The organism is Micromonospora sp. B9E7, from assembly GCF_039871815.1.
Taxonomy (GTDB): domain Bacteria; phylum Actinomycetota; class Actinomycetes; order Mycobacteriales; family Micromonosporaceae; genus Micromonospora.
Window position 1 is genome coordinate 87,918 of sequence record NZ_JBDPLX010000023.1, and the last position, 21,745, is coordinate 109,662.

The 21,745-nt window shown below is 70.9% G+C and carries 21 protein-coding genes; 15 read left to right on the forward strand and 6 right to left on the reverse strand.

The genetic code is table 11. The features are described from left to right. Window positions 1–24: 24 nt before the first annotated feature. Genes ABGB10_RS27980 through tkt form a run of 3 tightly spaced genes read right to left on the reverse strand, consistent with a single transcriptional unit; the run spans window position 25 to window position 5,000 of the window. Window positions 25–1,674 (reverse strand): glucose-6-phosphate isomerase, encoded by a 1,650-nt coding sequence (locus tag ABGB10_RS27980; protein ID WP_347663986.1) that lies wholly within the window; start codon window positions 1,672–1,674, stop codon window positions 25–27. Further along, window positions 1,671–2,846, reverse strand: a complete 1,176-nt coding sequence (gene tal / locus ABGB10_RS27985; RefSeq protein WP_347663987.1) for a transaldolase — start codon at window positions 2,844–2,846, stop codon at window positions 1,671–1,673. The genes ABGB10_RS27980 and tal overlap by 4 nt, the downstream gene beginning before the upstream one ends. Window positions 2,847–2,861: 15 nt before the next feature. Then, window positions 2,862–5,000, reverse strand: coding sequence for a transketolase (gene tkt, locus ABGB10_RS27990; protein WP_347663988.1), 2,139 nt, complete (start codon window positions 4,998–5,000; stop codon window positions 2,862–2,864). 267 nt (window positions 5,001–5,267) lie between these two features. Here tkt and ABGB10_RS27995 point away from each other — a divergent pair, with 267 nt between their 5' ends. From ABGB10_RS27995 to ABGB10_RS28005, 3 genes are all read left to right on the forward strand, one after another. Then, a complete protein-coding gene (locus ABGB10_RS27995; RefSeq protein ID WP_347663989.1) occupies window positions 5,268–6,221 on the forward strand; it encodes a heme o synthase in 954 nt (317 codons plus the stop codon). Between the two features lie 347 nt (window positions 6,222–6,568). Continuing rightward, the gene (locus ABGB10_RS28000) at window positions 6,569–6,904 is read left to right on the forward strand and encodes a hypothetical protein (protein ID WP_088988554.1); all 336 of its coding nucleotides are present in this window, start codon (window positions 6,569–6,571) and stop codon (window positions 6,902–6,904) included. Between the two features lie 13 nt (window positions 6,905–6,917). Continuing rightward, complete coding sequence (locus ABGB10_RS28005) at window positions 6,918–7,838, forward strand: hypothetical protein (RefSeq protein ID WP_347663990.1); 921 nt, start codon at window positions 6,918–6,920, stop codon at window positions 7,836–7,838. 582 nt (window positions 7,839–8,420) lie between these two features. Here ABGB10_RS28005 and ABGB10_RS28010 read toward each other — a convergent pair. Further along, entirely contained in the window at window positions 8,421–9,398 is a 978-nt protein-coding gene (locus tag ABGB10_RS28010) for a COX15/CtaA family protein (RefSeq protein ID WP_347663991.1), read from the reverse strand. 206 nt (window positions 9,399–9,604) lie between these two features. On the opposite strand from ABGB10_RS28010, the gene ABGB10_RS28015 reads away from it, so the two are divergent. From ABGB10_RS28015 to ABGB10_RS28070, 12 genes are all read left to right on the forward strand, one after another. Then, a complete protein-coding gene (locus tag ABGB10_RS28015; RefSeq protein WP_347664011.1) occupies window positions 9,605–10,285 on the forward strand; it encodes a transcriptional regulator in 681 nt (226 codons plus the stop codon). Then, window positions 10,282–11,712, forward strand: a complete 1,431-nt coding sequence (gene sufB / locus ABGB10_RS28020) for a Fe-S cluster assembly protein SufB (RefSeq protein ID WP_347663992.1) — start codon at window positions 10,282–10,284, stop codon at window positions 11,710–11,712. Before ABGB10_RS28015 ends, sufB begins: the two co-directional genes overlap by 4 nt. Window positions 11,713–11,801: 89 nt before the next feature. Beyond that, window positions 11,802–13,001, forward strand: a complete 1,200-nt coding sequence (sufD, locus tag ABGB10_RS28025) for a Fe-S cluster assembly protein SufD (protein ID WP_347663993.1) — start codon at window positions 11,802–11,804, stop codon at window positions 12,999–13,001. Further along, a complete protein-coding gene (locus tag ABGB10_RS28030) occupies window positions 13,001–13,327 on the forward strand; it encodes a non-heme iron oxygenase ferredoxin subunit (RefSeq protein WP_347663994.1) in 327 nt (108 codons plus the stop codon). Before sufD ends, ABGB10_RS28030 begins: the two co-directional genes overlap by 1 nt. Then, window positions 13,327–14,100, forward strand: a complete 774-nt coding sequence (gene sufC, locus ABGB10_RS28035) for a Fe-S cluster assembly ATPase SufC (protein WP_278140651.1) — start codon at window positions 13,327–13,329, stop codon at window positions 14,098–14,100. Before ABGB10_RS28030 ends, sufC begins: the two co-directional genes overlap by 1 nt. Before the next feature lie 20 nt (window positions 14,101–14,120). After that, a complete protein-coding gene (locus tag ABGB10_RS28040; RefSeq protein WP_347663995.1) occupies window positions 14,121–15,425 on the forward strand; it encodes a cysteine desulfurase in 1,305 nt (434 codons plus the stop codon). Continuing rightward, complete coding sequence (gene sufU, locus ABGB10_RS28045; RefSeq protein ID WP_347663996.1) at window positions 15,425–15,898, forward strand: Fe-S cluster assembly sulfur transfer protein SufU; 474 nt, start codon at window positions 15,425–15,427, stop codon at window positions 15,896–15,898. Before ABGB10_RS28040 ends, sufU begins: the two co-directional genes overlap by 1 nt. 76 nt (window positions 15,899–15,974) lie before the next feature. Continuing rightward, window positions 15,975–16,439 carry a metal-sulfur cluster assembly factor gene (locus ABGB10_RS28050; RefSeq protein WP_347663997.1) on the forward strand — a complete coding sequence of 155 codons (465 nt, stop codon included), beginning with the start codon at window positions 15,975–15,977 and terminating at the stop codon, window positions 16,437–16,439. A gap of 197 nt (window positions 16,440–16,636) precedes the next feature. Further along, window positions 16,637–17,245: a TIGR03086 family metal-binding protein gene (locus ABGB10_RS28055; RefSeq protein ID WP_347663998.1), complete on the forward strand. Its 609-nt coding sequence runs from the start codon at window positions 16,637–16,639 to the stop codon at window positions 17,243–17,245. 385 nt (window positions 17,246–17,630) lie between these two features. After that, window positions 17,631–18,263 (forward strand): LysE family transporter, encoded by a 633-nt coding sequence (locus ABGB10_RS28060; RefSeq protein ID WP_347663999.1) that lies wholly within the window; start codon window positions 17,631–17,633, stop codon window positions 18,261–18,263. A gap of 177 nt (window positions 18,264–18,440) precedes the next feature. Further along, window positions 18,441–19,088: an acVLRF1 family peptidyl-tRNA hydrolase gene (locus tag ABGB10_RS28065; protein WP_347664000.1), complete on the forward strand. Its 648-nt coding sequence runs from the start codon at window positions 18,441–18,443 to the stop codon at window positions 19,086–19,088. Between the two features lie 95 nt (window positions 19,089–19,183). Further along, complete coding sequence (locus ABGB10_RS28070; protein WP_347664001.1) at window positions 19,184–19,558, forward strand: nuclear transport factor 2 family protein; 375 nt, start codon at window positions 19,184–19,186, stop codon at window positions 19,556–19,558. A gap of 66 nt (window positions 19,559–19,624) precedes the next feature. Here the strand turns inward: ABGB10_RS28070 and ABGB10_RS28075 are convergent, their stop codons facing one another. Further along, on the reverse strand, window positions 19,625–20,620 hold the full coding sequence (locus tag ABGB10_RS28075) for a DUF6454 family protein (RefSeq protein WP_347664002.1): 996 nt from the start codon (window positions 20,618–20,620) through the stop codon (window positions 19,625–19,627). A 138-nt stretch (window positions 20,621–20,758) separates the two neighbouring features. Next, window positions 20,759–21,682, reverse strand: coding sequence for a neutral zinc metallopeptidase (locus tag ABGB10_RS28080; RefSeq protein WP_347664003.1), 924 nt, complete (start codon window positions 21,680–21,682; stop codon window positions 20,759–20,761). Between the last annotated feature and the right edge of the window lie 63 nt (window positions 21,683–21,745).

Sequence of the window (21,745 nt, forward strand, 5' to 3'; positions counted from 1 at the left end):
CCACTTCAGTCACGTCGTCCATCCTCAAGCCCGCAGATCACCGGCGGCGTCGAGCAGTTGGGCGACACCGGCGGCACGGTCGGTCAGGTGCAGCCGCAGCACCGGCCGCTCCCGACCGGCGAGGGCCTGCCGGTCCCCGGCGGCCTGCGCCGCCTGCAACTCACCGAAGGTGTACGGCTTGCCCGGCACCTCCAGGTCCTCGGCGACCGCGCCGGTCACCTGGAGGTAGCTGCCCACCTGCGGGCCGCCCTTGTGGTACTGGCCGGTCGAGTGCAGGAACCGCGGACCCCAACCGAAGGTGACCGGGCGCCCGCCCGCCTGGGCCAGCAGCGGCCGCAGCCGGGCCGCGTCGGCGTCGGCGAAACGGTCGAGGTACGCCATCACCGCGAGGTAACCGTCGTCGCCCAGCCCGTCGAGCAGCCAGCGCAGTACGCCGGCCAGGTCCCCGGGAGCGCCCTGCGGGGCGTACACCTCGATCGCGCCCTCGGTGAACGACGGCGTCTCCGCCGGCAGGCCCGAGGCCAGGATCTTGTTGGTGTTCTCCTTGGACTCGGTGACGTTCGGCTGGTTGAACGGGTCGATGCCGAGCACCACCCCGGCCACCGCCGTGGCGTACTCCCAGGCCAGGAACTGCGCGCCCAGCGGGCCGTTGACGGCCACGTCCGGCGCGGCGCCACCGCCCGGCACGTCACCGGGGGCCAGCGCGCCGCCGTAGCTGACGGTCAGCACGTCCGGGCCGGTGGCGCCGGGGCTCTGCGGGGACTCCACGACCACCGGCAGGATGCCCACCCCGGCCTTGCCGGTCGACTCGGCGATCAGCTGCTCGGCCCAGTCGCCGAGCCCGTCGATGCCGGTGCCGTCGGAGATCAGGGCGACCTTGTCCCGGGCCAGCGTGGCCGCGGCGCCCAGGGCGGCGCCCAGCGCCAGCGCCGGGTTGTTCTGGTCCGCGCCGAGCGACGTGGCCAGCGCGTCGGCCTGGTCGAGTAGTTCCGCGATCTCGACCCCGGCCAGCGCCGAGGGCACCAGACCGAACGCGGTCAGCGCCGAGTACCGGCCGCCGACGTTCGGGTCGGCGAGCACGGTGAACGCGCCCATCTCGGCCGCGGTGGTCTCCAGCGGCGAACCCGGGTCGGTGACGATGACGAAGTGCCGGCCGGCCTCCGCCTCGGTCATCCCGGCGTCCAGGAACGCCTGCCAGTACGCGCGTCGGTGGCTGTCGGTCTCCACCGTCGACCCGGACTTGCTCGCCACCACGACGACGGTGCGTTCCAGCCGGTCACCGAGGGCCGCGCGGACCTGGCCCGGGTCGGTGGTGTCCAGCACCGTCAGCGGGCGGCCCAGCGTCCGGGTGATCACCTCGGGGGCCAGTGACGAGCCGCCCATCCCGGCGAGCACCACGTGGTCCAGGTCGGCCAGCTCCGCGGTCAGCTCGGCGAGCTGCACCAGCAGCTCCCGGCTGCGCTGGTGGGTGTCCACCCAGCCCAGCCGGATCTTCGCCTCGGCCTCGGCGTCCGGGCCCCACAGGCTGGCGTCCTTGCCCGCCAGCCTGCCCGGGACACCGGCCTTGACCAGCGCGTCCCGGGTCGAGGCGGGCGCGGACTTGTCGACCGCGTCCGCGCCGTACACGGCGAGCCCTGCGGCTGCCTCCACCGGCCCAGCGAGTAGGTCGCTCATGCGCCACCGGCCTTCTCGGCGGCCTTGGCGTTGCCCTTGGCGGCCTTGTTCGGCGCACCCTTGCCCTTGGCTGCCGCCTCCAGCGACTTGCGCACGCCGTCGAGCAGTTCCTGCCAACTGGCCTCGAACTTCTCCACGCCCTCGCGCTCCAGGGTGGCGATCACGTCGTCCATGTCCACCCCGACCGACTCCAGGTCCGCGAAGACCTTCCGGGCCGCGTCGTAGGCGCCGGTGATGGTGTCGCCGCGGGTCTCGCCGTGATCGGCGTACGCGTGGATGACCGACTCCGGCATGGTGTTGACCGTGCCGGGGGCGATCAGCTCCTCGACGTAGATCACGTCGCGGTAGTCCGGGTTCTTCGTCGACGTGGACGCCCACAGCGGCCGCTGCGGGTGCGCGCCGGCGGCGGCGAGCGCCTGCCAGCGGTCGGAGGAGAAGACCTCGGTGTAGCGCTCGTACGCCAGCTGCGCGTTCGCGATGGCGGCCTTGCCCTTGAGGGACTTGGCCTGGTCGGAGCCGATCTTCTCCAGCCTCTTGTCGACCTCGGAGTCGACCCGGGAGACGAAGAACGACGCCACCGAGCCGATCTTGGACAGGTCGTGGCCGTTGGCCTTGGCCTGCTCCAGACCGGCCAGGAACGCCTCCATCACCGCCGAGTAGCGGTCCAGACCGAAGATCAGCGTCACGTTGACGCTGATCCCCTCGGCCAGGGTGGCGGTGATCGCCGGCAGGCCCGCCTCGGTGGCCGGGATCTTGATGTAGAGGTTGGGGCGGTCGACCAGCCACCACAGGGCCTTGGCCTCGGCCACGGTCTTGTCGCTGTCGTGCGCCAGCCGGGGGTCCACCTCGATGGAGACCCGGCCGTCGACACCGTCGCTGCCGTCGTACGACGGGCGCATCACGTCGCAGGCCCACCGCACGTCGTACGTGGTGAGCATGCGCACCGACTCCTCGACCTCCACACCACGGGTGGCGAGGTCGTGCAGCTGCCAGTTGTACTCGTCGGCGTCGCTGAGCGCCTTCGCGAAGATCGTCGGGTTGGTGGTGACACCGGCCACGTGCTTCTCGCGGCGGAGCTGGTCCAGCCCGCCGGAGCTCAGTCGTACTCGGGAAAGATCGTCGAGCCAGACCGCCACGCCCGCAGCGGTGAGCTCATTCAGCTTGTCCGTCATGCCGTCCACGCTCCCTCAGTTGCCGGTCGTGAAACCGGTGATGTCGCCCACCCGGGCCAGCGAGGCGTGCGCCGCCGCCACGATCCGGTCGGGGGTGAACCCGAACTGCTCGAAGAGCACGGTGTGCGGGGCGCTCGCCCCGTAGTGCTCCAGGCTGACGCTCTCGCCGAGGTCGCCGACGATGCCGCGCCAGGACATCGCGATGCCCGCCTCCACGCTCACCCGTGCCTTTACCCCGCGTGGCAGCACCGACTCCCGGTACGCCTCGTCCTGCTCGTAGAACCACTCCTGGCAGGGCATCGAGACGACCCGGGTCGGGGTGCCGTCGGCCTCCAGCCGCTCCCGGGCGGTCAGGCAGAGCTGCACCTCGGAACCGGTGCCGACGATGATCACCTGAGGCTTGCCGTTGGACGCCTCGGCCAGCACGTACCCACCCTTGGCCACGCCCTCGGCGCTGCCCAGGACGTCGCGGTCCATGGTCGGCAGCGGCTGACGGCTCAGCGCCAGCGCGGTGGGCCGGTCGGTGTGCTCCAGCGCCTGCCGCCAGGCCCAGGCCGTCTCGTTGGCGTCCGCCGGGCGGACCACGTCCAGGCCCGGGATGGCGCGCAGCGCGGTCAGGTGCTCCACCGGCTGGTGGGTGGGGCCGTCCTCGCCGAGGCCGATCGAGTCGTGCGTCCAGACGTAGGTCACCGGCAGCTGCATCAGCGCGGCCAGCCGGACCGACGGACGCATGTAGTCGCTGAAGACCAGGAACGTGCCGCCGTACGGGCGGGTGCCACCGTGCAGGGCGATGCCGTTGAGGATCGCGCCCATGGCGTGCTCACGGATGCCGAAGTGCAGCGTGCGGCCGTACTCGTGACCGGGGAAGTCCTTGGTGGCGTGCGCGGCCGGGATGAACGACGGCTCGCCCTTCATGGTGGTGTTGTTGCTCTCGGCCAGGTCGGCCGAGCCGCCCCACAGCTCCGGGAGCACCGGCGCGAGTGCTTCCAGCACCTTGCCGGAGGCGGCCCGGGTGGCGACACCCTTGGCGTCGGCTGGGAAGACCGGCAGCGCGTCGGTCCAGCCGTCGGGGAGTACGCGACCCGCCAGCCGCTCGTAGAGCGCGGTGCGCTCCGGGTTGGCCTTCTTCCAGGCGTCGAACGCGGTGGTCCACTCCTGCTGGGCGTCGGAGCCGCGGCTCATCACCGTGCGGGCGTGGCTGAGCACCTCCTCGTCGACCTGGAAGGTCTGCTCCGGGTCGAAGTCGAGGATCCGCTTGGTGGCCTTCACCTCGTCGGCGCCGAGCGCCGAACCGTGGATCTTGCCGGTGTTCTGCTTGTTGGGCGCGGGCCAGCCGATGATGGTGCGCAGCGCGATGAAGGAGGGGCGGGAGGTCTCCGCCTTGGCCGCCACCAGCGCCGCGTACAGCGCCTCGGCGTCCTCGTGGTAGTCGCCCTGGTCGGCGTCGCCGCTGCGCCAGTCGACGGTCTGCACGTGCCAGCCGTACGCCTCGTAGCGGGCGGCCACGTCCTCGCTCTTGGCGATCCGGGTGTCGTCCTCGATGGAGATCTCGTTGTCGTCGTAGATCACCGTGAGGTTGCCCAGCTGCTGGTGCCCGGCGAGGGCGCTGGCCTCGTGGCTGATGCCCTCCTCGATGTCACCGTCGGAGACGATGCACCAGATGTCGTGGTCGAAGACCGACGCGCCGAGCTCGGCCTCGGGGTCGAACAGGCCGCGCTCGCGGCGGGCCGCCATGGCCATGCCGACCGCGTTGCCCAGGCCCTGCCCGAGCGGGCCGGTGGTGGTCTCCACGCCCGGCGTGTGCCCGTGCTCGGGGTGCCCCGGCGTCTGCGAGCCCCACTGCCGCAGCGACTTCAGGTCGTCCAGGCTCAGCGGGTAACCGGAGAGGAAAAGCTGGATGTAGAGCGTCAGGCTGGAGTGCCCGGCGGAGAGAACGAACCGGTCGCGGCCCGGCCAGTTCGGGTCGGCCGGGTTGTGCCGCATGACGCGGTTGAAGAGGAGGTACGCCGCGGGCGCGAGGCTCATCGCGGTGCCCGGGTGGCCGTTGCCGGATTTCTCTACGGCGTCCATGGCCAGCACGCGGACGGTGTCTACGGCCCGGCGATCGAGGTCGGACCAGTTCAGTGCGGAGTGCTCGGGTCGTTTAACAGCCACGATGGTTGTGCTCCTCGGCAGATGGGCGGAACCCTCACCGATGACCTTATCGAGCGTCCCTAAACGTGCGCCCAGGGATCTGTGCATGGTGTGCGCTACGTGACCATCCGGATGCTCGGTTCAACCCGGTGGTGTGACGGCCCGCACCGTTGTCGGGTCGGCCGGGCAGCCAAAACGACGGCGCGTAGTGTGTGGGTCGGTATGCGGATCCGCTGCGGTCCCGGCCGATCCGATCTCCCCGTGCCCGATGCCGGAAGGTGGCAATCCGTGAGCATGATCACCGAGCGCCCCGCGAGCAACCCGGCCGGGCAACACCCGGCGCGGGCGGCCGAGGGCCCGGTGGCCCGGCGGGACGTACGCGCGGTCCTCTCCGCGTACGTGACGCTGACCAAGCCGCGGATCGTCGAACTGCTGCTGGTCACCACCATCCCGGCGATGATGCTCGCCGAGGGTGGTCTCCCGTCGCTGTGGCTGATGGCCGTCGTGCTGATCGGCGGCTCGCTCGCCGCCGGCGCGGCCAGCGTGCTCAACTGCTACATCGACCGGGACATCGACCAGCTGATGCGGCGGACCAAGCGTCGGCCGCTGCCGGCGCACACGGTGTCGCCGCGTAACGCGCTGATCTTCGGTCTGGTGCTGGCGGCCGTGTCGGTAGCCCTGATGGCGGCGTTCACCAACCTGCTGGCCGCCGGGCTGACTCTCGCGGCGATCGCCTACTACGACCTCGTCTACACCCTGTGGCTCAAGCGGTCCACCCCGACGAACACCTTCTGGGGCGGCGCATGCGGGGCGGCCCCGGTCCTGATCGGGTGGGCGGCGGTGACCGGCTCGCTGGCACCCGCCGCCTGGGGGCTCTTCGCGGTGGTCTTCTTCTGGCAGATGCCGCACTTCTACCCGCTCGCCATGAAGTACAAGGACGACTACGCCCGAGCCGGTATCCCGATGCTGCCGGTGGTGGCCTCGACCCGACGGGTGAACGCCGAGATCCTGATCTTCGCGTGGCTCACCGTGCTCACCTCCCTGGCTGTCTGGCCGCTGGGGCTCAGCGCGATCTACGGGGTGCCGACCCTGGTGGTGGGTGCCATCTTCGTGGTCGAGGCGCACAAGCTCTGCCGGCGCGCGACGCGCGGCGAGGCGGTCAAGCCGATGCGGCTGTTCCACTGGTCGACCACGTACCTGACCATCGTGTTCGTGGCCGTCGCGCTCGACGCGCTGATCTGACCCGCGCTGGTTTGGCCCGCTGGCTGGTTTGGCTCGCTCGCCGGCCTGGCCCGCTCGCCGCGTTGCGGCTTGGGCTGTCGGCGATCGACGCCGGTGATCTCCTGATTAATCATGGCCGTGGATGGGTTGTCCCGGTTTAACATCACATCAGAGTAACTTTCAGCATGAGTCGGATGGACTCAACCTGCGGCGGTTGGGTGCTCAATTGTCGACGTGCTTTGGGTGCAAAAGTCGGTATATAAACGGACAGCAAGTCTGTGGTCAACCTTAAACCTGTAGGTAATTGGCATCACAAAAGGTTCATGGTTCTCGCCCGGGAGGGTGCGAGTCTGCTTAGGCTTCGCGTCATGGCAGATGGTTCCGATACGACGCTGACGGCCGAGCAGACCGCCGGCGAGCAGACGCCCCAGGGCCTGGTTGCGGGCCTCAAGGCGTTCGCCGCCGGACACGGCGGCGCGAAGGCGGTCATCGAGTACGTCGGCAAGCGTGGCGCGCGAATCGTCCTGGTCGGTGCCGACGGTGAGTGGGGCGACCAGTTCGCCGACGACACCGTCACCGCACGGGAGGCGTGCGCCAAGGCGGGAGTCGCCGTGGAGAACGCCTGGGAGCGTGAACTGATGGACCAGATGCGTCCGAGCAACGACCTCTGGCGGTCGATGGCCCGGCGCACGATGGCCCGCTGAACAGACACCTGAATTGACCACCCATCACCAGTCGACCCGGGGGGAACCCCGGGTCGCTCTCGTCACCTGCGCCGACCTGGCCGACCTCGACCCGGACGACCGGCTGGTCCTCGCCCCACTCACCGCCCGTGGCATCACCGTCGAGACCGAGGTCTGGGACGACCCCGACGTCGACTGGTCGTCGTACGACCTGGTCGTGCTCCGCTCACCCTGGGACTACGCGTTGCGCCGCGACGAGTTCGTCGCCTGGGCGGCGACCGTCCCAGTGCTGGTCAACCCGGCCGAGGTGGTTCGCTGGAACACCGACAAGCGCTATCTCGCCGAGCTGAGCGCCGCCGGGGTGCCGACCGTACCGACGTCGTGGGTCGAGCCGGGGGAGGGCTGGCAGCCGCCCGCCGAGACCGGCGAGTACGTCCTCAAGCCCGCCGTCAGCGCCGGCAGCCAGGACACCGGCCGGTACGACCTGGCCGATCCGGAGCACCGGGCTCTCGCCGCCGCGCACGTCCGCCGGCTCTCCGACGCCGGCCGGGTGACCATGGTTCAGCCGTACCTGCGTGCCGTCGACACCGAGGGCGAGACAGCGCTGCTCTTCCTGGCCGGCCCGGACGGGCTCGCGTTCAGCCACGCAATCCGCAAGGGCCCGATGCTGACCGGCCCGGACCTCGGCCCGGACGGGCTCTACAAGGCCGAGGAGATCACCTCCCGTACCGCCCGACCCGAACAGCTCGCGGTGGCCGAGAAGACCCTCGCCGCGATCCCCGGCGGCACGAGGCAGCTCCTCTACGCCCGGGTCGACCTCATCCCCGGCCCGGACGGCGAGCCGGTCCTGGTCGAGCTGGAGCTGACCGAGCCGTCACTCTTCATCGGGTACGCCGACGGGGCCCCCGACCGGCTCGCCGACGCGGTCACCACCCACCTGGCCCGCCACAGCTGACCCACCTGCCGCCGTCCCACGCTGCCGCCGCCCCAGACGGCAGCTGCCCCGGAAGCTCATCCATGTGCACTGCCGCCTGGGCGCCCTGCGCTGCCGGGTGTCCGCCTACCGGGTGTCCGCGTGGCGGGGTGTCCGCGTGTTGCCTGGCGCCCGCCACCTCCAAGATCCGCGCGGGTGGCGCAAGATCCGCGCAACATCGCTGAAGTTGCTGCCTCAGCGCGCGGCGAGGCAGCACTTTCCCCGATGTTGTGCGGATCTTGGGCTGGGTGGTCCGGTGCGGAGCGCCGTGGTGGGGTCTTGGCCCCGAGATCGTGCTTGTTCGTTGTTGTAGTGGTGTCGGGGCGTTGGTGAGGCCACTACTTCCTGGTTCGAGCACGATCTTGGGCGCGGGGCGCGGGGCGCGGGGCGCGGGGCGCGGGGCGCGGGGCGCGGGGCGCGGGGCGCGGGGCGCGGGGCGCGGGGCGCGGGGCGCATAGGCAACCCGGCAGGTGCGAGGCCGGCAGACGCGAGGCCGGCATGCGTGAGGCCGGCATGCGTGAGGCACACAGGCGTGCGGCGTGAAGGCGCGACGGCGCGGGTGTGTCAGGCGGTGACCGGGGCCGGGACGGCGTCGGCCGGGGCGGCGTCGGCCGGGACGGCCTGGGGTGCCGGGGTGACCGGACGGCGTTCCCGGGTGGACCACTGCACCGACAGGGCGGCCAGCAGCACCAGACAGGACCCGAGCATGTGCGCGCCGACCAGGAGGGCGGGCACGTGGGTGAAGTACTGCACGAAGCCGATCACGCCCTGGCCCAGCTCCACGGCGACCAGGATGATCGCGGCGCGGGTGGCGCGCTGCGCACCGACGGCGCGGAACGCGAAGATCAGCGCCACCGAGAGGCCGATCAGCAGGAAGACGCCGTCCGCGTGTACCTGCGAGATCGACTCCGGGTCGAGCCCGTTGCGGGCTGCGCCGTGGTCGCCGGCGTGGGGACCGCTGCCGGTGACCCAGGTGCCGATGACCAGCACCGCGACGGTGACGCCGGTGGTGGTCCGGGCCAGTGTGCGCAGCGGCGTGGGCACCACTGCCACGGTCGGGCCGTCGGGGTCGCCAATTCGCCGCCAGAGGGCGTACGCGGCGGCGATCACCGCCATCGAGGCCAGGAAGTGCAGGCCGACCACCCACGGGTTGAGGTTGGTGAGCACGGTGATGCCACCGACCACCGCCTGGGCGGGAATGCCCAGGAAGACCGCCACGGCCAGCGCGAGGAGCCCGGGTCGGCGGGGTCGGTGTGCCAGCACGGCCAGCAGGGTGGCCAGCGCGATGAGGCCCACCGCGAAGGTCAGCATCCGGTTACCGAACTCGATCACCCCGTACACGCCCATCTCGGGCGTGGTGACGTAGGAATCGTCGGTGCACCGGGGCCAGGTGGGGCAGCCGAGGCCCGAGGCGGTCAACCGGACGGCCCCGCCGGTGACGACGATGCCCACGTTCGCGATGATCGAGGCGAGCGCGAGGCGGCGCAGCAGGGTGCCGGAGACCGGACGGACGATTCGGTTCACGGCGCAAATCCTACGCACCGTAGTGATCGAGGTTCGTCCGACTCCGGCGACGCGGTGGTTCGGATCACCGGGGCCCGGGTTTGCGACCCTCCGCGTAATTACGTAACGTTGGCGTTGTGAAAAACGCGGCGGCGCTCTCCGGGCAGCAGCCGACGGCCGGTCCGGCTGTCGGTGCGCCCGCGTCCGCACCCGTCGCGAGCACGTCAGGGGCCGTTGCGGCCGAGATCTCCACCCGCGACCGGGTCACCCACCTGCTGCTGGAGCGGGGGGCCACCACCGCCGCGCAGCTCGGTGTGGCCCTCGGGCTCAGCCCGGCGGCGATCCGCCGACACCTGGACGCGATGCTCGCCGACGGTGACGTGTACGCCCGCGAGCAGACCGTGCAGGGCAGCCGTGGGCGGGGGCGTCCGGCCAAGGTGTTCCTGTTGACCGAGGCCGCCCGGGTCCGCTGTGGCACACACCACTACGACAACATGGCCACCGCCGCGTTGCGCTGGATCGCCCGCAGCGGCGGTTCGGACGCGGTCGAGGCGTTCGCCACCGAGCAGGTTTCCGCTCTCGAGTCCCGCTGCCGGGCAGCCATGGAGGACGCTGGCGACGACCCTCTCGCCCGCGCCGAGGCACTCGCCGCGGCGCTCACCGCCGAGGGTTACGCTGCCAACGCGACCACGATCGCCTCCGGCGGTCAGCTCTGCCAGCACCACTGCCCGGTGGCGCACGTGGCCGCCGAGTTTCCCCAGCTGTGCGAGGCCGAGACCGCGGTGATCTCCCGTCTGGTCGGCACCCACGTGCAGCGCCTGGCCACCATCGCGCACGGCGACGGGGTGTGCACCACGCACATCCCGACCCAGCCGGGCCGTGTTCAATCCGGTAATCCCGTCACCACTGTGAGGACAGATAAATGACCGAGCAGATCGTCCAGCCCCTGACCCAGGAAGAGCAGCTCGCCGCCCTGGGCCGGTACGAGTACGGCTGGTCCGACCCGGACGCCGCCGGGGCAACTGCCCAGCGCGGCATCAACGAGGCGGTGGTGCGGGACATCTCGGCCAAGAAGAACGAGCCGGAGTGGATGCTCGACCTGCGGCTGAAGGGCCTGCGGCTGTTCGGCCGCAAGCCGATGCCGGCCTGGGGCGCGGACCTCACCGGGATCGACTTCGACAACATCAAGTACTTCGTGCGGTCCACCGAGAAGCAGGCCACCAGCTGGGAGGACCTGCCGGAGGACATCAAGAACACCTACGACCGGCTGGGCATCCCGGAGGCGGAGAAGCAGCGGTTGGTCGCCGGTGTCGCGGCGCAGTACGAGTCCGAGGTCGTCTACCACAAGATCCGTGAGGACCTTGAGGAGCAGGGTGTCCTCTTCCTGGACACCGACACGGCGCTGCGCGAGCACGAGGACGTCTTCAAGGAGTACTTCGGCACGGTGATCCCGGTCGGCGACAACAAGTTCGCCGCACTGAACACCTCCGTGTGGTCCGGTGGCTCGTTCATCTACGTGCCGAAGGGTGTGCACGTGGAGATCCCGCTGCAGGCCTACTTCCGGATCAACACGGAGAACATGGGCCAGTTCGAGCGGACGCTGATCATCGTCGACGAGGGTGCGTACGTGCACTACGTCGAGGGCTGCACCGCGCCGCTCTACTCCTCCGACTCGCTGCACAGCGCGGTCGTGGAGATCATCGTCAAGAAGAACGCGCGCTGCCGGTACACGACCATCCAGAACTGGTCGAACAACGTCTACAACCTGGTCACCAAGCGCGCCGTCTGCCACGAGGGCGCGACCATGGAGTGGGTCGACGGCAACATCGGCTCCAAGGTGACCATGAAGTACCCGGCGGTCTACATGACCGGCGAGCACGCCAAGGGCGAGGTGCTCTCGGTGGCGATGGCCGGCGAGGGCCAGCACCAGGACGCCGGCGCCAAGATGGTGCACGCCGCGCCGCACACCTCCTCGAGCATCATCTCCAAGTCGATCGCCCGTGGCGGCGGCCGCACCTCGTACCGTGGCCTGGTCCAGGTGTTGGAGGGTTCGCACCACAGCCGGAGCACGGTCAAGTGCGACGCGCTGCTGGTCGACACCATCTCCCGCTCGGACACCTACCCGTACGTCGACATCCGCGAGGACGACGTGTCGATGGGGCACGAGGCGACCGTCTCCAAGATCAGCGATGACCAGCTCTTCTACCTGATGAGCCGGGGCCTGAGCGAGGACGAGGCGATGGCCATGATCGTGCGTGGCTTCATCGAGCCGATCGCCAAGGAGCTCCCGATGGAGTACGCGCTGGAGCTCAACCGCCTGATCGAGCTTCAGATGGAGGGCGCGGTCGGCTGACGCCGCCGCTCCCGCGTGGCGGGCCGGACGTCGGCCCGCCACACCAGGACCCCACCTCGTCGTCACGGAACAGACAGACCAAGGAAGAGATGACTACCCAGGCTTCCGCGCCGCCGCCCAGCACCAAGTCGCAGGCGCTGCGCTCGTACGACGTCGCCGACTTCCCGGCCCTCACCGGCCTGGAGGAGGAGTGGCGTTTCACCCCGCTCAAGCGCCTCCGCGGCCTGACCGGCGACGGCTCCAGGTCGCTGCGCGGCGCCAGCCGCGCCGAGCTGGAGTCGTCGGACGAGGCGCCGGCCGTGACCGGCGCGGTCCGGCACGAGTACGGCGACCTGCCCGAGGGCGTGGCCATCACCCGCGTCGGCCGCGACGACGCGCGGGTCGGGAGCGTGCTGACCCCGGTGGACCGGGTCAGCGCGCTGGCCTACGGTGCCGCCGCCGACACCCTGCTGGTGCGGGTGGCCCCCGACGTGGTGCTCGGCGAGCCGGTGCGCCTGCGGGTGGTCGGTACGGGCGCCGAGCAGCCGGCGTTCGGGCACACCTTCGTCGAGGTCGGCCGCTTCGCCGAGACGACCCTGGTGGTGGAGCACGTCGGGTCGGCCACCCTGGCCGACAACGTCGAGGTACTGGTCGCCGACGGCGCGAAGCTGACCCTGGTCACGATCGCCGACTGGGCCGACGACGCGGTCCAGGCCCAGCACCTGAAGATCAAGCTGGGTCGGGACGCCAAGGTCGTCCACATCCAGGTCTCCCTCGGTGGTGACCTGGTCCGGCAGTTCACCAGCGTGGAATACACGGGTAGGGGTGGCGAGGCCGAGCTGTACGGCGTCTACTTCGCCGACTCCGGTCAGCACCTGGAGCACCGGCAACTGGTCGACCACAACGTGCCGGACTGCCGCAGCTACGTCGGCTACCGGGGCGCCCTGCAGGGCGAGGACGCGCACACCGTCTGGGTGGGCGACGTGCTGATCCAGGCCGAGGCGACCGGCACCGACACGTACGAGATCAACCGGAACCTGCTGCTCACCGACGGCGCGCGGGCGGACTCCGTACCCAATCTCGAGATCGAGACCGGCGAGATCGCCGGCGCCGGCCACGCCAGCGCGACCGGCCGCTTCGACGACGAGCAGTTGTTCTACCTGATGGCCCGGGGGATCCCGGAGGGCGAAGCCCGTCGTCTGGTGGTCCGTGGCTTCTTCGCGGAGCTGATCAACAAGATCCCGGTGGAGTCGCTGCGCGAGCGTCTCGGCGACGCGATCGAGGCCCGGCTGACCAAGGCCGGCGCCTGATGATCCGGATCTGCTCCACCGAGGACGTGCCGAAGGGCACCGCGATCAGCGCGGACGTCGACGGCACTCCGATCGCCCTGGTGCACGGCGAGGACGGCAACTTCTACGCGGCGTACGACGAGTGCTCGCATGCCGCGGTCGCCCTCTCCGAGGGAGAGGTCGACGGTTGCACGCTGGAGTGCTGGCTGCACGGCTCGCGCTTCGACCTGCGCACCGGCGCGCCGACCGGGCTGCCCGCCACCGAACCCGTCCCCGTCTACCCCGTCGAAGTCCGCGACGGCGACATCTACCTCAGCCTGACGCCGAGTAATGGAGTGACCCGATAATGAGCACCCTGGAGATCCGCGACCTGAAGGTGTCGGTCAAGCTGCCCGAGGGTGAGCTCAAGCCGATCCTGGCCGGCGTCGACCTGACCGTCCGCTCCGGTGAGACCCACGCGATCATGGGGCCGAACGGCTCCGGCAAGTCCACCCTGGCGTACTCGATCGCCGGTCACCCCAAGTACGAGATCACCGGCGGCACGGTGACCCTCGACGGCGAGGACGTGCTCGCCATGACCGTCGACGAGCGTGCCCGCGCCGGCCTCTTCCTGGCCATGCAGTACCCGGTCGAGGTGCCCGGCGTCTCGGTGGCGAACTTCCTGCGGACCGCGAAGACCGCCATCGACGGCGAGGCGCCGAAGCTGCGCACCTGGGGCGGCGAGCTGCGCGGCGCGATGGAGCGCCTGCAGATGGACCCGGCGTTCGCCCAGCGCAACGTCAACGAGGGCTTCTCCGGTGGTGAGAAGAAGCGGCACGAGATCGTCCAGCTGGAGCTGCTCAAGCCGAAGATCGCGATCCTCGACGAGACCGACTCGGGCCTCGACGTGGACGCGCTGCGCGTGGTCAGCGAGGGCGTCAACCGGGTCCGCGACACCGGCGACACCGGCGTGCTGCTGATCACCCACTACACGCGGATCCTGCGCTACATCAAGCCGGACTTCGTGCACGTCTTCGTGGCCGGCCGGATCGTCGAGCAGGGCGGCCCGGAGCTGGCCGACAAGCTCGAGGCCGAGGGCTACGAGCGGTACGCCGCCGGGGCCGGCACGGCCAAGGCCTGAGTGGGAGAGGCGCTGCCGAGATGACCAGCATCGCGATCCCTTCGGGGATGCCGCAGTACGACGACGTGCCGCGTTTCGACGTGGCCCGGGTGCGCGCCGACTTCCCGATCCTGGACCGGGAAATCAACGGGCACCCGCTGGTCTACCTCGACAGCGCCAACACCTCCCACAAACCGCGCCAGGTGCTCGACGTGCTCGACGAGCACTACGCGCGGCACAACGCGAACGTCTCGCGGTCGGTGCACACCCTGGGCACCGAGGCCACCGAGGCGTTCGAGGGGGCGCGGGCGAAGGTCGCCGCGTTCATCAACGCGCCGAGCACCGACGAGGTGGTGTTCACCAAGAACTCCACCGAGGCGATCAACATCGTGGCGTACGCCTTCTCCAACGCCTCGCTGCGCCCGGACGCCGACCCCCGGTTCCGGCTCGGCCCCGGCGACGAGGTGGTGATCTCCGAGATGGAGCACCACTCGAACATCGTCCCGTGGCAGCTGCTCTGCGAGCGGACCGGCGCGACTCTGCGCTGGTTCCCCGTCACCGACCAGGGCCGGCTGGACGAGTCGGGCCTGGAGGACCTGGTCACCGAACGGACGAAGATCGTCTCGTTGGTGCACGTGTCGAACATCCTGGGCACGGTCAACGCGACCTCCCGCATCACCGCTCGGGTCCGCGAGGTGGGTGCGCTGCTGATGCTGGACTGCTCGCAGTCGGCGCCCCACCTGCCCATCGACGTGGTCGACCTGGACGCCGACTACATCGTGTTCACCGGCCACAAGATGTGCGGCCCGACCGGCATCGGCGTGCTCTGGGGCCGGGCCGAGCTGCTCGCGGCCATGCCACCCGTCTTCGGCGGCGGCTCGATGATCGAGACGGTCACCATGGGTCGCTCGACGTTCGCGGCCCCGCCGGCCCGGTTCGAGGCCGGCACTCCGCCGATCGCCGAGGCGGTCGCGCTGGGCGCGGCGGTGGACTACCTGACCGCCGTCGGGATGCGGGCCATCCAGTGGCACGAGAAGGAGCTGACAGCGTACGCGCTGGACGCCTTCGGCTCGGTGCCGGACCTACGGATCTTCGGCCCGACCGTGCCGGTGGGTCGGGGCGGCACCATCTCGTTCGCGCTCGGTGACGTACACCCGCACGACGTGGGTCAGGTGCTCGACTCGCTCGGTGTGCAGGTGCGGGTGGGCCACCACTGTGCCAAGCCGGTGTGCAGCCGGTTCGGCGTCCCGGCCATGACCCGGGCCTCGTTCTACCTCTACACCACCACCGAGGAGATCGACGCTCTGGTGGCCGGTCTGGAGCAGGTGCGGAAGGTGTTCGACTGATGCAACTCGACCAGCTCTACCAGGAGATCATCCTGGATCACTACAAGCGCCCACACGGGCGTGGTCTGCGCGACGCCGAAGACGCGGGCGACCGGGTCGCGGAGGCGCACCACGTCAACCCGACCTGCGGTGACGAGGTCACCGTCCGGGTGGCCACCGACGGCACGGTCCTGCACGACGTCTCGTACGACGGCATGGGCTGCTCGATCAGCCAGGCCTCGGCGAGCGTGCTGCACGAGTTGCTGCGCGGTCGGGGCGCCGGGGAAGCGTTCGAGGTGCACGAGGCGTTCGTGGAGTTGATGTCCGGACGTGGCCAGGTCACGCCGGACGAGGATGTGCTCGGTGACGGGGTTGCTTTCGCGGGTGTGGCCCGTTACCCCGCCCGGGTCAAGTGCGCGCTGTTGCCGTGGATGGCGTTCAAGGACGCCGCGGCACGTGCCGGCGTGGGCGTCAGCCCGGAGGTGACGGCATGAGCGAGCGTCGGCGAGCGAACAATTGGTGCAGCGCAGTGCTGCCCGATGGCGGCACGGAGCGAAGCGGAGTGATGGCATGAGCAGCGAGAACACGGCAACCGCAGCGACGCCGGAGGCCGGTGACGCCACTGCGGCGCCGCAGACCGACGCCGTGACGACCGACGGTGTCGCGACGCCGGAGGCCGGCGACGCCGGCACCCCGGCGGGCGGCGTCAGCAAGGCCATGATCGCCGACATCGAGGAGGCGATGAAGGACGTCGTCGACCCGGAGTTGGGCATCAACGTGGTCGACCTGGGCCTGGTGTACGGCGTGCACGTCGACGACGAGAACGTCGCCACCCTGGACATGACGCTCACCTCGGCGGCCTGTCCGTTGACCGACGTGATCGAGGACCAGGCCCGGCAGGCACTGACCACCGGCCCCGGTGGCGGTCTGGTCAACGACATCCGGATCAACTGGGTGTGGCTGCCGCCGTGGGGTCCGGACAAGATCACCGATGAGGGCCGGGACCAGTTGCGTTCCCTCGGCTTCAACGTCTGACCCGACTCCGTTACACAGTCGTCGAGCGCGGTACCCGTTCCGGGTGCCGCGCTCGATGCGTTCTGAATCAGTGCGCTCCAATAGTGGAACGGATCGTTCCGGTCTGATAGCCTGGTCTCAGCAAACAGAGCGGAACATTCCGATCCGTAGGCGAGCGGAGTCGCTCGTTTGGCGGCAGCGACGGAGGGGTCAGGACGATGAGCGAGATGGCAACGGCACAGTGGCGGATCGTGCTCGACGAGGCGCACACCGCGCTCCGGACGGTCGTCGAGGGGGTCCCGGCCGACGCCTGGGACCTGCCCACCCCGTGCGAGCGGTGGAGCGTGACCCAGGTGCTGCAACACGCGACCGGCGACCAACTCGCCTTCGTGTCGGCAATCGTCGGGGGCCCCGGGCCGACGGAGGACCCGTTCGCACCCTCCGGCCGGATCGACGGTGACAAGCTGGTCGACCTGCGCGCCGCCCTCGACGCGTCCGCCGGGGCCTGGGCGGGTGTCGCCGAGGACGACCCGCAGGTGCCAACGCCGCTGCCCCAGGGCAAGCTGCCGGCCAAGGTCGGCGCCATCGCCTGCGCCCTCGACGCGGCGGTGCACGCCTGGGACATCGCGGCGGCCACCGGTCAGCCGTCCCCGCTCCACGCCGACCTGGCCCGCCCCCTGCTGGAGGTCGCCCGGCAGATCGTCGAGCCGTTGCGGAACTACGGCGCATACGCCCCGGCGATCACCACCGGTCCGGAGGCCGACGACGTCAGCGCCCTGCTCGCCTACCTCGGCCGCGACCCCCAGTGGCCCGCCGGGAAGCGCTGACCGACCCGACAAGTCCTGTCAACCCCACGATCTTCGCAGCGTCAGCGTCCGCGTCCGCGGTCGCCTGCGCCAGGCGCACGGCCCAAGATCCGCGCAACATCAGGGATGTTGGTGTCTCCGGCGTGTCGGAGGCAGCACTTTCCCCGATGTTGCGCGGATCTTGGGCGCGGCGCGGCGCGGCGCGGGGCGGCGCGGGGCGGCGCGGGGCGGCGCGGGGCGGCGGGGCGGCGGGGCGCGGGAAAATTCGGTGGCGGGGGTGCGGGTTCGGCGCGGAGGATGCGCGTGTGATTGAGGCGTACCCGATGCAGGTCCCTGTCCGTGCGGCGACTGCCGCGCGTCGACAGCGGCCGCTCCGAGGACGAACCTCGACCCGCCACCGACGTCCGTGACCGGGGCGTTCCTCGCCGGCCTGGTCGCCGGCTACGGCGTCGCCATTCCCGTCGGCGCGATCGCGATCCTGATTCTGGGGCTCAGCGCCCGTACCTCGTTCCGGGTTGGTGCGGCCGCGGCGCTCGCCGTGGCGACGGCCGACGGGCTCTACGCCGCCGTGGCCGTGCTCGGCGGCGCCGGCCTGGCCGACGTGATCGCGCCGGTCGCCGGGCCACTGCGGGTGGTCGCCGCCGTGGTCCTGTTGGGGCTTGCTGGGCACGGCCTCTGGCGGACCTGGTCCGCGCACCGCTCGCGGCGATCACCGACGGCATCTCCCGGTCGGGGCATGAGCACTCCGGGGCGGGCCTACGCGGCGCTGCTCGGGTTGACCCTGCTGAACCCGATGACGGTGCTCTACTTCACCGCGCTGGTGCTCGGCCGCCGGGACACGGCCGAGTCGGGCGCGGTCCCCATGGCGCTCTTCGTGGCCGGGGTGTTCCTGGCGTCGGCGAGTTGGCAACTGGTCATCGCCGGTGGTGGCACGGTGGTCGGCCGGGCACTGACCGGGCCGCGTGGCCGGCTGGCCACCGGTCTGGTCTCCAGCGCGCTCATCGCCGCGCTGGCGGTGGCCGCGCTACTGCCGGGCTGACGGTCAACACCCGACCGCACCGGCCGTGCCGGGCTGCCGGGCCGTGCCGGGCTGCCGGGCCGTGCCGGGCTGCCGGGCCGTGCCGGGCTGCCGGGCCGTGCCGGGCCGCCGGGCCGCGCCGGGATCGTGTGCCCGCCCGGGGGTCCGGGCGGGCTCGCTGTGCCGTACGGTCGGGCGGTGACCAGTCGACCCGCAGCCGGCGGAGGCCGGTGGGTCGAGGTCGACCCGGCCCGCGTCGGCCGCTGGGTCGAGGGCTTCGCCGACCGGCACGGCCCGCCCACCACCAGCACACGGGAGTACGGGCTGCTGCTCGCCGCCCCGGACGGGGCAACCGCCGAGCTGTACGCCCCACCGGGTGCGCCGGCCGGCACGGATGTGGCCGGATTCGTGGCCGCCGCCGTCAAGCCCCGCCGGATCGGCCTGCTGCTGGCCCGCAAGGGCGCGGTGGCGCTCGGGGTGGCCGAGGGCACCGACCTCGTGGTCTCCAAGGTGGACACCCGGTACGTGCAGGGGCGCACCGCTGCGGGGGGATGGTCGCAGCACCGGTTCGCCCGCCGGCGTGACAACCAGGCGAAGGCGGCGTTGGGCGATGCGGCGGACCTGGCCGTACGGCTGCTGTTGCCGGAGGCGGCGACGCTCGCCGCGCTGGTCTGCGGTGGTGACCGGCGGGCGGTGGACGGGGTGCTGGCCGACCGGCGGTTGGCCCCGCTCGTGCCGTTGCGGGCGGAGCGGTTGCTCGACGTGCCGGAGCCCCGGCATGCGGTGCTGGTCGCGGCGGTGGGCGCGGCCCGTGCGGTACGGATCCGGCTGCGCGACCCCGACTGACCTCGGCGTTCGCCGGCGGCGTCGGAGGGGAGACGACCGCCACGCAGAACGGGGTTCCCGGCGTGCCGCCCGGCTGGCGGCCGGAGGATGGGCGCGTGGAGGAGACCATCATGTCCGAGGCCCAGATTCTGCGTACCGTCCTCGACCGGTGGAAATCGGCGGTCGACGCCCACGAGCCCGATCGGGTCGCGGCGTGCTTCACCGACGACGCGATCTTCCAGGGGTTGCACCCGTACACCGTCGGTCCGGCCGGTGTCGCCGCGTACTACGCCGCCCAGCCGCTCGGCCTGACCGCCGCGTACGACATCCGGGAGATCCGCCGTCTCGCCGACGACGTGGTCCTCGGCTACCTGGAGGTGGAGTTCGGCTTCACCGACCGGCCGGCCCTGACCGTCAACCTCGGCGTGCTCCTGCGGCGGGTCGACGACGACTGGCTCATCGGCCACTACCAGGTCTCGCGGCTCGCCTGACCCGGGTCCGCCGTCGGCCATCCCCTCCCGGTCCGGGGTGGAGGACGGCCGACGGCGGTGCGGTGGCTACGGGGCGACCGTCGCCTGGAAGGTCAGGATCTCGGTGCCGTTGCCCTCCTCGCCGTTGTCCGGCGCGGCCCACATGGTGAGCCGGTTGCCGTCGGCGGCGAGCTTGACCGGGTTGCGGGTGGCCACGTGTCCGGCGGTGGACCACTGCTGGAAGGGCACCTCACGGAGCACGTCGTGGCTGTGCAGGTCGATCAGGGCGAGTCCGCCGAGCTCGTAGGTGGCCTTGCTGCCGCCGGCGGCAGGGGTCTGCGGCAGGTTGGTGACACCACCGCAGATCATCTTGCCGTTCGGCACGTACTGGCAGTCCTGGTAGTCGACGAAGAAGTTCTCGTTGTCCCAGGTCCGCAGCTGCCTGCCCTGGAGGTTCCACTCCGCGAAGCGTCGCGATCCCCAGGTGTTGCCGACGAGTCGGCCGGTGGTCTTGTCGAGGACCACGCCGCCGAAGTGGTCGGTGACCTCGAACTGCTTGTGCACCCGCAGGCTGGAGGCGTCGACGCGGTAGACGATCGTGCTGCTGTTGGGGCGGTACTGCGCGACCGGCACCCAGATGTTCGTCCCGTCGAAGTCGATGCCGCCCGGGTGGTACATGTCCCCCTCGCCGAGGACGATGTCCCGTTGCAGGTTGCCCTGGCGGTCCATGACGAACAGGTGGCCCACGCCCTTGCCGGGGCTGCGGTCGTACCCGTTCTGCGGGGTGGGGTATTTGACCGTCGGTTCGATGATCTCGACCGAGGAGAGGAAGATCCGGTCGCCGGCGACGGCGATGCCCTCGGTGTGGAACGTGGGAAAGTTCAGCTTCAGCTTGCCGGTCTGCTGCCAGGAGGTGTTGCGGTCCACGGCGCCGAATGCGGTGGCGAGCGCGGTGTCGCGGGGGTGGCCCACGCCGGAGTGCCCGGTTGCCGGGCCGGTGGCCTGGGCGGTGGCGGCACCACCACCGAGGACGGCGGTCAGGGCCACACCGACGGCCAGGGTCCACCTGGTGGTCGTCTTCATCGTTACCTCTTCACAGCGGGTTGCAGGGACCCGGTGAACGTAGGTAGCCGTCGTGAACGCCCTCTGATGCTGCGGTGTCATGGCCCGAAACGATCGTGGCAGGCCCGCCGAGGGGCCTGCCACGATCGTGCGAGGAGGTCAGAGCTGGTCGGTGCCGAACGTGTCGCAGGTCTTCGGGTCGCCACCGTCGTAGCCCTGGGTGAACCAGCGCTTGCGCTGCTCGGACGTGCCGTGGGTGAACTGGTCCGGGTTGACTCGCCCGCCGGAGCGTTCCTGGATGCTGTCGTCACCGATCGCCTCGGCGGCCTGCACGGCCTCGCTGATGTCGGTCTGGGTGATCGACGTGAACAGCGGCTCCTGGCCGGTCTTGTCCTTGCTCTCGGTGGCGTGCTTGGCCCAGGCGCCGGCGTAGCAGTCGGCCTGCAACTCCAGCCGGACGGACGCGGAGCGGGGGCCGCTCTGGTCGCCCTGACCGGCCTTCGCGTTGGTGCCGAGCAGGTTCTGGACGTGGTGTCCGTACTCGTGGGCGAGCACGTAGGGCTGGGCGAACTTGCCCTTCGCCCCGAAGCGGGAGGCCAGCTCGTCGTAGAAGCTCAGGTCGATGTACACCTGCTTGTCGGCGGGGCAGTAGAACGGGCCGACACCCGAGTCGGCCTGCCCGCAACCGGTGTTCACGGCAGCCTGGAAGAAGTTGGTGTCGGTCGGCTCGTACTTCCCGTTGCCCAACTCGGGGTAGGCCTTCTGCCAGTACGCCTGGATGCTGTTGACGTAGAGCACGTTGCGGCAGCGCGCGTCGTCGAGACGGTCGGGGTTCGCGGTGGAGCACGCCTGCTCCAGGTCGGTGCCTCCGGCCTGCCCGCCCTCGTCGCCGTTGGTCATGGCGTTGAGACCGAACCCGCCGCCGAGCAGGGCGACGAGGACGGCCACCACGATGCCGATGATGCCGCCCCGGCCGCCGCCGCCGGGGATGGGGATGCCGATGCCGCCGCCCGACCCGCCGCCACCCCGGCCCAGGTCGTTGGCCTGGGAGGTGTCGAGCTCGGCCCGCTCGTTGAGTTCCATGGTGACCCCGATCGCCGTATGCCGGTGAGAGTGTCGTTTGTGTGTCGTTTCGTCCATCGAGTG